The following is an 8,413-nucleotide window of genomic DNA, read 5'->3' as shown; positions in this document are numbered from 1 at the left end:
CTCGGGACCCGGCGCGGGCGCTCCGGGCGTGGCCGGGCTCCCGCTGGGGGTGGGCTCGGCGGCGGGAAAGGGCAGGTCGGTCTGGTTCTGCATCGGCGCCATTATGCCGGCATGCCGCTGGCGGGCGGCTAGCGGGGGGTGGCGGTTAGGGGGTCGAGGACGCCGTTGGCCTGCTTGGGCGCCGGTGTCGCGGGCGTGGCCGGGGTGTTGGCCGCCGGGGTCGAAGGCAGCGTTGCCGGCCCGGCTTCCGCCTCCGCATGGCGCAGCAGGTCGGTCAGGTACCACTGGCCGTCCCGGCGCTCGGTGCGGACAAAAGCGTCGACCGGCCGCCCGGCCAGCGTGTAGCGCACTCGCAGCCGGGCGGTCTCGCCGGTCTGCTGGGCGACCGTGACCTCGATGCCATCCAGTGTCGCGTCAAGGTCCAGACCATAGCTGCGCAGCACGTCCTTGGTGGTGCGGAAGAACGGGCCGAGGCGCCCCAGTGTCTTGTCCATCCCGGCTTTGGCGAAGGCATCGGGCCCGGCAAGGCCGGTCGCGCGCGCCGCGTTGACGAGTCGTGGCAATGCGGCGCTGGCACGCTTGCCGTCGGCCAGCGGCGCGCGCTGCCCCCACTGGCTGAAGGCGGCAATCATCTGCGCGTAGTGGTCGCGCTCCTCATCGCTGTACTCCTCGGCGTTGGCCACGTACTGGCCGGCGAACAGCCCCAGGGTCGAGGCGGCCGAGCGCAACTCCCGCTCGGCCCCGGAGAACTGCTGTTTGAAGGTGGCCTTGAGTTGGCGTTCGGCGCCGGGCGCGGCCAGTGCGGTGATCATGGGCGCGATGCGGTCGTCCAGCGGCAGTTCGGTCAGCGGCCAAACCGTGTGGCCTCCCTTCCAGGCGGTCTCCAGGCGCGCATGCAGCGTCGCCGGCACGGCATGGCGGGCGTAACCGGCCAGGTCGTTGCGGCGCAGGTCCTGCATCAGCCGGGTCAGCGCTTCGGTGGGACCCAGCGGCTTCGGTGGTGCCGGGGGCGGCGTCGGCGCACGCTCGCACGCGCCCAGCAGCAGGGCCAGGGCGAGCATCGGTAGCAGGCGTCGAAACAGTGTCATGGTGGGCGGCTTTCCCCAAGTCGCCAGCGCATCTTGGCGGGCGACGGGCGGGGGGACAAGCCAAGCCAGTTCCGGATCGGGCAAGTGGCGGGCAAGAAAAAGGAGGCCGGAGGCCTCCTGCAAGCCCGGCCGAAGCCGGGGGGACATCGAGTTGTGGCGCGTTTCCGGGCAACCCGGACGCCAAGCAGCGTACCTGCGCCACGAAGTTGATGCAACACGTCAGGATGTGTTGCATAACCTATTGATTTATATAAAATCCTTAGGGCGCGGTGTTCAAGGCGTCGAACTTGGCCCCGCGTCGGGCCGCGCGCGGCTGGCGCCAGTCGTTATTGAACACGGCCGGCTCCCATGAACCATAACTGGGATTGGGCAGCATCCACCAGCGCTCGCCGAACCAGGCCTGGTGCTGGGCGTACAGGGCATCGCGCCCTTCCGGCGTGTTGGCGACCACCTGGACGAAATCGCCCAACTGGTCGCCAAACTGCATCAGCACCCGGTAGTGCCGGCCGGCCAGTTGGCGCCGGCAGTTCTTCTCGCTGCCCTCCTGCTCGCAGTCGTCAACCACGGTGCCCAGCCCGAGGAACACGTCATCGTTGGCCACCGGCATGCCGATGGCCCTGAGGTTGGCGAGGGTCGCTTCCTTCAGGTGCACGGCGCGGTTGGACAGGTAGAGCAGGGTGATGCCGCGCGCGTTGGCGGCGCGGGCGAATTCCACCACGCCCGGGACGGCGGTGGCTTTCTGTTCGCGCACCCAGGCGTCCCAGGTGGCTTCGTTGTACTCGCCGCCGTCGCGCACCAGGCGCGCCTGGTAAGGCGAGTTGTCGAGCACGGTTTCGTCCAGGTCCATGACCACCGCGGGCTTCAGCCCTTTGGCGGTGTTGGCGCGTTCCTCGGGCACCAGCGCGTCCCACTCCGGGGTCTTCAGCGCGCGGTCCAGGTTGGCGGCCGCGGCGCGGTAGGCCTGCGTGCTGGCGGCGCGGTACTCGGCGGCGCGCTGCATCCACAGCACGGCGTTGAGGTTGTCGTTGGCGGCGACGCTTTCGGCAGCGGGCGCCGACGGGTCGATCGAGGCCGTGCCCGGCGCGGTCTCGAGGGCGGCGGTGTGCTGGCAGGCGGTCAGCGCGAGGCCGCAGGCCAGCGCGGTCAGGAGGGGCGCGCGGTGGTGCATGGCGATCCGGACGAAGGAGGGACCGGCGAGTTTAGCCCAGCCTCATGACAGCGCAGTTCCCTCCGGCGATGCGCGCCGAGGCGACGCGGGAATTGGTGCGGGTTGCGCCGTGGCAGGGCCACCTAACCGGTCGTGGACTCGTACAACTCGATCGGCAGGCCGTCGGGGTCGGCGAGGAAGGTGAAGCGGCGACCGGTGAACTCGTCCACCCGTATGGCCTCCACATCGACTCCCAAGGCCTGCAGGTGCTTGGCGGCTGCAGCGACGTCGTCAACCTCGAAGGCGAGATGGCGGAGGCCACACGCCTCGGGATACGAGGGACGCGGGGGCGGCGCGGGGAACGAAAAGAGCTCGAGTTGTCCGCCATCGGGCAGGGCCAGATCCAGCTTCCACGAGGAGCGGGCAGCGCGGTAAGCCTCGGCCAAAACGGGCAGGCCCAATACCTGGCTGTAGAACGCCTTCGAGCGCGGGTAGTCCGAGCAGATGATGGCGACGTGGTGGATACGGCGGAGCGCAAGGCTCATGCGCGCGCTCCAGAAAAATGGAACACGCGCGCCGCGGCTGGCGGTATCGCCCGTCCCCGGGTTTCATTGGCCATCTTCAACCTCCCATGCGCCATCACGCGGCGATGGCGCATGGCGATGGTGCCATGTCGGCAGGACCGCTGCGCCGGACCTGCCGCATGGGTGAGGCGGGAATCGTCAGAAGCGCACTTCGACGCCGAGCGTGGTGGTGCTGGCGGTGCCGATATCATCCTCGGTGTAGCCGTCGCCTTCGAAGCTGGAGTACGCATAGCCGTTGAACATCAGGTTCACGTTGATGTTCGGGGTGATGTCCACGCCAACGCCGGCGCCGAAGTAGGCGCCACCACCGTCGTCACTGGCGGTGTCGTCGAAGCCGTCCACCAGCTGGCCGTTGTCCCAGGCCTCGTAATGCAGGCGGGCGTCCATGTCATAGGCCATGTAGCCGGCGCGGGCAATGGCGAACCAGCGGCTGCCTTCTCCAAAGTTGATGCGGGCATTGGCACCGACGTGGCGGTAGTCGATGTCCATGGCGATTCGCGCGATCTCCTCGTACCCCATGCCATCGTTGTAGTAGAAGAAATCCCCTTCGAGTTCGTCGACCTTGCCCAGTCCCGCCTCGACGCCGATCTGGACGATCGGGCCTGCCTGCCACCGATAGCCGCCACTGATCGCGCGCGTGTTGGTGCTGCTGTCGTCGAACACGCTGTCATTGAACCTGGCCCGGCCCACCTGGCCGGCGACGAAGGAGTTGCCCGCGGCATGGGCGGTTGGCATCACGGCCGCGCACGCCATTGCGACGAGCGCCATGCATCCGTACTTGTTCATGTTGTTCCCAGATGGTGTGACGGGTTGGAAGCCTGCCAAGCGAAACGCGCCCACACGTGGCAGGCCGCCGATTCAGGCGAACACACTGTGCATCCCCTGCCCGCGAGCGACAACCCGGCGCATCGAGACATTTCCACCTTGCCATGGCGGGGGGGTGGTGCAGTGGGGCCAGAACGGCGGCGTATCCCGTCGCGCCCGGGTGGGTTGATCAGCTTTCCAGCAGCGCCCGGATCGCGTCGAATCCGGCCTTCGCGCGTTCCTTCTTGTGCTCGGCATCCAGTGCGGGGTCGGCGCCGTCGCGTTGCAGTTCCGCGGCGGGCAACTCATCGAGGAAGCGGCTGGGCTTGAGCCGGATCTTCTCACCCCAGCGCTGCGTCTCCTTGGAGTGCGACAGCCACAGCCGCTCCTTGGCGCGGGTGATGCCTACGTACAGCAGGCGGCGCTCTTCGTCGATGCGGCCCTCGTCCAGGCTGGCGTCGTGCGGCAGGTTGCCGTCCTCCACGCCGACGATGAACACGTAGCGGAATTCCAGCCCCTTCGACGCGTGCATCGACATCAGCCGCACCTGGTTGCCGGCGTCGCCCTTGTCGGCGTGCGACAGCAGCGCCAGTTGCGCGGCCAACTCGCCCGGGCCGGCGCCCTTGCCGCCGTCGAACCAGTCGGCCAGTTCCTCGAGGTTGGCCTTGCGCCGCTGGAACCCGGCTTCGTCCTTGCTTTCCGCACGCATGGCGTTGAGCAGGCCGCTGCGTTGCGCGAGTTCGCGCACCAGTTCGGCGGGCGTGAGTCGTTGCGCGTCGCGGCGCAGGTTCTTGACGATGGTGCTGAAGCCGTCGACGGCATTGGCCGCGCGCGGCGCCAGCTGTTTGAGCACGCCGATCTGCTCGGCGGCGCGCGCCATCGGCATGCCGCCGTGCTGCGCCAGTTCGGCCAGCTTGGCCAGGGTGGTGGCGCCGACCTCGCGCTTGGGTGACGTGACCGCGCGCAGGAACGCGGCGTCGTCGTCGGGGTTGGCGATCAGCCGCAGCCAGGCCAGCGCATCCTTGACCTCGCCGCGCTCCAGGAACGCGGTGCCACCGGTGAGATGGTAGGGCACGCGCAGCAACTGCAGCGCCTTTTCCAGCGCGCGGCTCTGGTGGTTGCCGCGGAACAGGATGCAGAAGTCGCTCCACGGCGCCTGCTTGGCGCTGGCGACGAAGGCGATCTCGGCGGCGACCTTTTCCGCCTCGTGCGCGCTGTCGCGGCATTCCCAGATGCGGATGCGCTCGCCGTCGGCCTGGTCGGACCACAGCGTCTTGGGGTGCTCGTGCGGGTTGTGGGCGATCAGCGCATTGGCGCTGCGCAGCACGCGGTTGGAGCAGCGGTAGTTCTGCTCCAGCTTGATGATCTGCAGCGCGGGGTAGTCCACGCCCAGCGACAGCAGGTTGTCGGGGTTGGCGCCGCGCCAGGCGTAGATCGACTGGTCGTCGTCGCCCACGCAGGTGAACAGGCCCTTCGGGCCGGCGATGGCCTTGAGCAGGCGGTACTGCGCGTCGTTGGTGTCCTGGCACTCGTCCACCAGCAGGTAGCCGATGCGCTCGCGCCACGCCAGGCGCAGGTCCTCGTGGGCCTCCAGCAGTTGCACCGGCAGGCGGATCAGGTCGTCGAAGTCGACGGCGTTGAACGTTGCCAGGCGCGCCTGGTAGCGCGCGTACACCAGCGCCGCCTCGGTCTCGCGGGTGCTGCGTGCCGCCTCCAGCGCCTGCTCCGGCGACAGGCCGGCGTTCTTGGCGCGCGAGATCAGGTTGCGGGTGTCGTCCACCACGTCCGGCTTGCTGCCCGCCGGCAGCAGGTCCTTGATCTGCGCGGCGCTGTCGTCGCTGTCGAAGATGCTGAAGCCGCGGCGCAGGCCGGCGTGCGCGTGTTCGATCTGCAGGAACTTCAGGCCCAGCGCGTGGAAGGTGCAGATGGTCAGACCGTCGGCGGCGTCGCCCTTGATCCTTTTGGCCACGCGTTCGCGCATTTCCTTCGCCGACTTGTTGGTGAAGGTGATGGCGGCGATGCGCTTGGCCGGCATCCGCCCGGACGCGATCAGGTGCGCGATCTTCTCGACGATGACGCGGGTCTTGCCGCTGCCCGCGCCGGCGAGCACGAGCAGGGGGCCGTCGGTGTGCAGGACGGCAGCGTGTTGGGGGGGGTTGAGGCCGTGCATGGAAACGTCAAAGGCCGGCATGCCGGCATGGCCCATCAGTTTACCTGTCTCCGGCGAGTGGGACGGGTACGCTAGCGCCCATCCCCTGAGATGGAACGCATGGAATGCCCGCTTTTCGCCCCCTCATCCTTGCCCTGTGTATCAGTCTGCCGCTGACCGCGATAGCCAAGGAGCAGTCCGCTCCTCCGCCGGACCCGCTGGACACACCGGAACTGCTCCGCGCCGGATTCCTGGAGGGGCACCAGGACATGAAGTACCGCATGCTGGGGCAGCGCGCCTACCGCGAGAAGCGCTACGACGACGCCTTCCGCCTGTTCAGCCGTGCGGCTTTCTACGCCGACAAGCCCGCGCAGGGCATGATCGCCGAGATGTATTGGAACGGTGACGGCATGCCGCGCGATCGGGCGCTGGCGTACGCCTGGATGGACCTTGCCGCGGAACGCGGATACCAGGGGTTCGCCGGCCTGCGGGAACGGTACTGGGCGGCCTTGGATGCGAACGAGCGCGAACGCGCCCTGGCGGAGGGCGGCGCCATCTATGCGCGCTATGGCGATGCTGCCGCGCGCCCGCGTGCCGATTTCCAGCTGCGGTTGGCACGGCGGAGCATCACCGGCAGCCGCACCGGGATGGTGGGCGCGTTGACGATCTCGATCACGACGCCATCGGGCGAGGAGACGATTGACGCGAGCAAGTTCTACGACGAGCGCTATTGGGATCCGGACAAGTACTGGGCCTGGCAGGACCAGGTGTGGATGAAGCCGCGAATCGGCAAGGTCGAGGTGGGCGAGGCCGAAGTGGTGCGCGATGGGACCCCCGCCTCGCGCATTCCTGCCACCACCCCCGAGGCGGACGCGCCGCCGCCCGAGGTGCCGCCGGAGCCTTGAGCTCATGGTGAACCGGGCCAACGCGGACTAGAGTGGACCTGGGCATGATCGCCCGGGCACAGCGTCATCGACTCGGAGGAACACGGACATGTTGACGAGGTGGAGCAGAAGGGTGGTGCTGGTGGTGGGCGTGGCCGTGGCATCCGCCGCATTGGCGGCGGAGCCGGTCAAGTTGACCGACGCCAGTTTCCTGGACGTGGATGCGCAGTTGAAGGCGGCCGAAGGCCGACCCAACGAAGTATCACGGCTGTCCGGGTTGAAGGCGTATCTCAGCCGCGATTACAGCGGCGCGAGGACGCAATTCGAGCGGGCGGCCTATTACGCCGACAAGTACTCGCAGCATTATCTGAGCCTGATGTACTGGCACGGGTCTGGCGTGCCCCTGGATCGCGTCCAGGCGTACATCTGGGCCGATCTGGCGGCCGAGCGCGGCAGTCGGCAGATGCTGCTGATCCGCGAGAAGATGTGGTCCGACTTGACCCCTGCCCAACAGGCGCAGGCCGCCGAGCAGGGTCTGGCGCTCTACGACCGCTACGGCGACGGGGTGGCCAAACCCAGGGCGGAAGGGGCCATGCGCCGGTTTGCCGATGACATGACCGGCAGTCGTGCGGGGTATGACGGGCAGATGCTGGCGACTTCCGGCAAACCGGTGAGTGGCCAGTTCTTCGCCAAGACGGGGAGCAACGCGTCGTCGTTCACCCAGACCGCTGTCGGGACCCGGGAGCAGCTCTACGGCGCAGCTGGCCGGGGCATGTCGCGGTATTGGGCCGAACAGGATCGATTGCTGGAGGGCAAGGTCCGGGTGGGGCCGGTGGTGCCGGTCCGCAAAGACCGCTCGGACTGACCCCGGGCCCGAGCGCGGATGTCGGTGGCGGCCGCAGGGCCGCGGCCGGACCGCGTGCGCCGCTAAACTGGCGCCATGGCCAAGCTCTACTTCTACCACTCGGCGATGAACGCCGGTAAGACCACGACGCTGCTGCAGTCGGCATACAACTACCGCGAGCGCGGCATGCGCGCGGTCATCCTCACCCCCAAGCTCGACCACCGCGGCGGCAGCGGCACGGTGGCCTCGCGCATCGGCCTGCAGTCCGACGGCATCGCCTTCGACCGCGACGCCGACCTGCTGGGCGTGGTACGCGCGGACATCGCCGCGCACGGCCCGCTGCATTGCGTGCTGGTCGACGAGGCACAGTTCCTGTCCAAGGCGCAGGTGTGGCAGCTGAGCGAGGTGGTCGATGCGCTGCGTGTTCCGGTGCTGTGCTACGGCCTGCGCACCGACTTCCGCGGCGAGCTGTTCGAGGGCAGCCAGTACCTGCTGGCGTGGGCCGACGAGATCACCGAGATCAAGACCATCTGCCATAGCGGCAAGAAGGCGACGATGACCGTGCGCGTCGACGAGCAGGGCCGCGCGGTGCAGGACGGGCCGCAGGTGGAGATCGGCGGCAACGAGCGCTATGTGTCGGTGTCGCGCGCGGAGTTCAAGAAGGTGATGCGCGGCGAAGGGCTGATCGAGCCGCTGCAGCCCCCATTGTTGTAATCCCCGCTCAGGGCGCGCGGCGGCACTCGGCTTCGATCGCATCGACCTCGCGGGTCAGCGTGCCACCCTCCGGCTGCCATTGCGCCAGGGGCGCCCGCAGGGCCGCCAGGGCGGCGATGGCGCTGGCGGAAGGGCGGCCCCGGCAGGTTGCATCGGCGAGGTAGGCCCCGGCGCGCACGCTGGCCAGCACCGCTTCGGG

General features: G+C 68.6%; 9 protein-coding genes. 3 read left to right on the top strand and 6 right to left on the bottom strand.

Going from position 1 to position 8,413, the window contains the following annotated elements; translation table 11 throughout:
- Window positions 1–128 precede the first annotated feature (128 nt).
- The 5 genes from N800_RS14580 to N800_RS14560 all read right to left on the bottom strand — a co-directional run bounded on the left by N800_RS14580 (window position 129) and on the right by N800_RS14560 (window position 5,793).
- Window positions 129–1,088: a hypothetical protein gene (locus N800_RS14580; protein ID WP_036140295.1), complete on the bottom strand. Its 960-nt coding sequence runs from the start codon at window positions 1,086–1,088 to the stop codon at window positions 129–131.
- Window positions 1,089–1,347: 259 nt separating this feature from the next.
- On the bottom strand, window positions 1,348–2,256 hold the full coding sequence (locus N800_RS14575; RefSeq protein ID WP_036140293.1) for a 5'-nucleotidase, lipoprotein e(P4) family: 909 nt from the start codon (window positions 2,254–2,256) through the stop codon (window positions 1,348–1,350).
- 122 nt (window positions 2,257–2,378) lie between these two features.
- On the bottom strand, window positions 2,379–2,780 hold the full coding sequence (gene gloA2 / locus N800_RS14570; RefSeq protein ID WP_036140291.1) for an SMU1112c/YaeR family gloxylase I-like metalloprotein: 402 nt from the start codon (window positions 2,778–2,780) through the stop codon (window positions 2,379–2,381).
- Window positions 2,781–2,957: 177 nt separating this feature from the next.
- Window positions 2,958–3,587 carry an outer membrane beta-barrel protein gene (locus tag N800_RS14565; protein WP_198032567.1) on the bottom strand — a complete coding sequence of 210 codons (630 nt, stop codon included), beginning with the start codon at window positions 3,585–3,587 and terminating at the stop codon, window positions 2,958–2,960.
- A gap of 226 nt (window positions 3,588–3,813) precedes the next feature.
- Window positions 3,814–5,793 (bottom strand): UvrD-helicase domain-containing protein, encoded by a 1,980-nt coding sequence (locus N800_RS14560; protein WP_036140303.1) that lies wholly within the window; start codon window positions 5,791–5,793, stop codon window positions 3,814–3,816.
- Between the two features lie 104 nt (window positions 5,794–5,897).
- Here N800_RS14560 and N800_RS14555 point away from each other — a divergent pair, with 104 nt between their 5' ends.
- From N800_RS14555 to N800_RS14545, 3 genes are all read left to right on the top strand, one after another.
- Window positions 5,898–6,677 carry an SEL1-like repeat protein gene (locus N800_RS14555; RefSeq protein WP_052108297.1) on the top strand — a complete coding sequence of 260 codons (780 nt, stop codon included), beginning with the start codon at window positions 5,898–5,900 and terminating at the stop codon, window positions 6,675–6,677.
- Window positions 6,678–6,789: 112 nt separating this feature from the next.
- The gene (locus tag N800_RS14550) at window positions 6,790–7,521 is read left to right on the top strand and encodes an SEL1-like repeat protein (protein ID WP_156963018.1); all 732 of its coding nucleotides are present in this window, start codon (window positions 6,790–6,792) and stop codon (window positions 7,519–7,521) included.
- 75 nt (window positions 7,522–7,596) lie between these two features.
- The gene (locus N800_RS14545; protein WP_036140286.1) at window positions 7,597–8,214 is read left to right on the top strand and encodes a thymidine kinase; all 618 of its coding nucleotides are present in this window, start codon (window positions 7,597–7,599) and stop codon (window positions 8,212–8,214) included.
- 7 nt (window positions 8,215–8,221) lie between these two features.
- Here N800_RS14545 and N800_RS16160 read toward each other — a convergent pair.
- The coding region (locus tag N800_RS16160; RefSeq protein ID WP_036140284.1) for a hypothetical protein at window positions 8,222–8,413 on the bottom strand (192 nt) is incomplete at its 5' end.

The sequence above is a fragment of the Lysobacter daejeonensis GH1-9 genome, assembly GCF_000768355.1.
Classification (GTDB): domain Bacteria; phylum Pseudomonadota; class Gammaproteobacteria; order Xanthomonadales; family Xanthomonadaceae; genus Aerolutibacter; species Aerolutibacter daejeonensis.
Note: the sequence above shows the minus strand (reverse complement) of the source record. Positions and strands in the feature narration are given on the sequence as shown.

Excerpts from the sequence above, each read along its gene's own strand:
- N800_RS14580 (WP_036140295.1), bottom strand. The coding sequence starts at position 1,088 with ATGACACTGTTTCGACGCCTGCTACCGATGCTCGCCCTGGCCCTGCTG.
- N800_RS14575 (WP_036140293.1), bottom strand. The coding sequence starts at position 2,256 with ATGCACCACCGCGCGCCCCTCCTGACCGCGCTGGCCTGCGGCCTCGCG.
- gloA2 (WP_036140291.1), bottom strand. The coding sequence starts at position 2,780 with ATGAGCCTTGCGCTCCGCCGTATCCACCACGTCGCCATCATCTGCTCG.
- N800_RS14565 (WP_198032567.1), bottom strand. The coding sequence starts at position 3,587 with ATGGCGCTCGTCGCAATGGCGTGCGCGGCCGTGATGCCAACCGCCCAT.
- N800_RS14560 (WP_036140303.1), bottom strand. The coding sequence starts at position 5,793 with ATGCACGGCCTCAACCCCCCCCAACACGCTGCCGTCCTGCACACCGAC.
- N800_RS14555 (WP_052108297.1), top strand. The coding sequence starts at position 5,898 with ATGCCCGCTTTTCGCCCCCTCATCCTTGCCCTGTGTATCAGTCTGCCG.
- N800_RS14545 (WP_036140286.1), top strand. The coding sequence starts at position 7,597 with ATGGCCAAGCTCTACTTCTACCACTCGGCGATGAACGCCGGTAAGACC.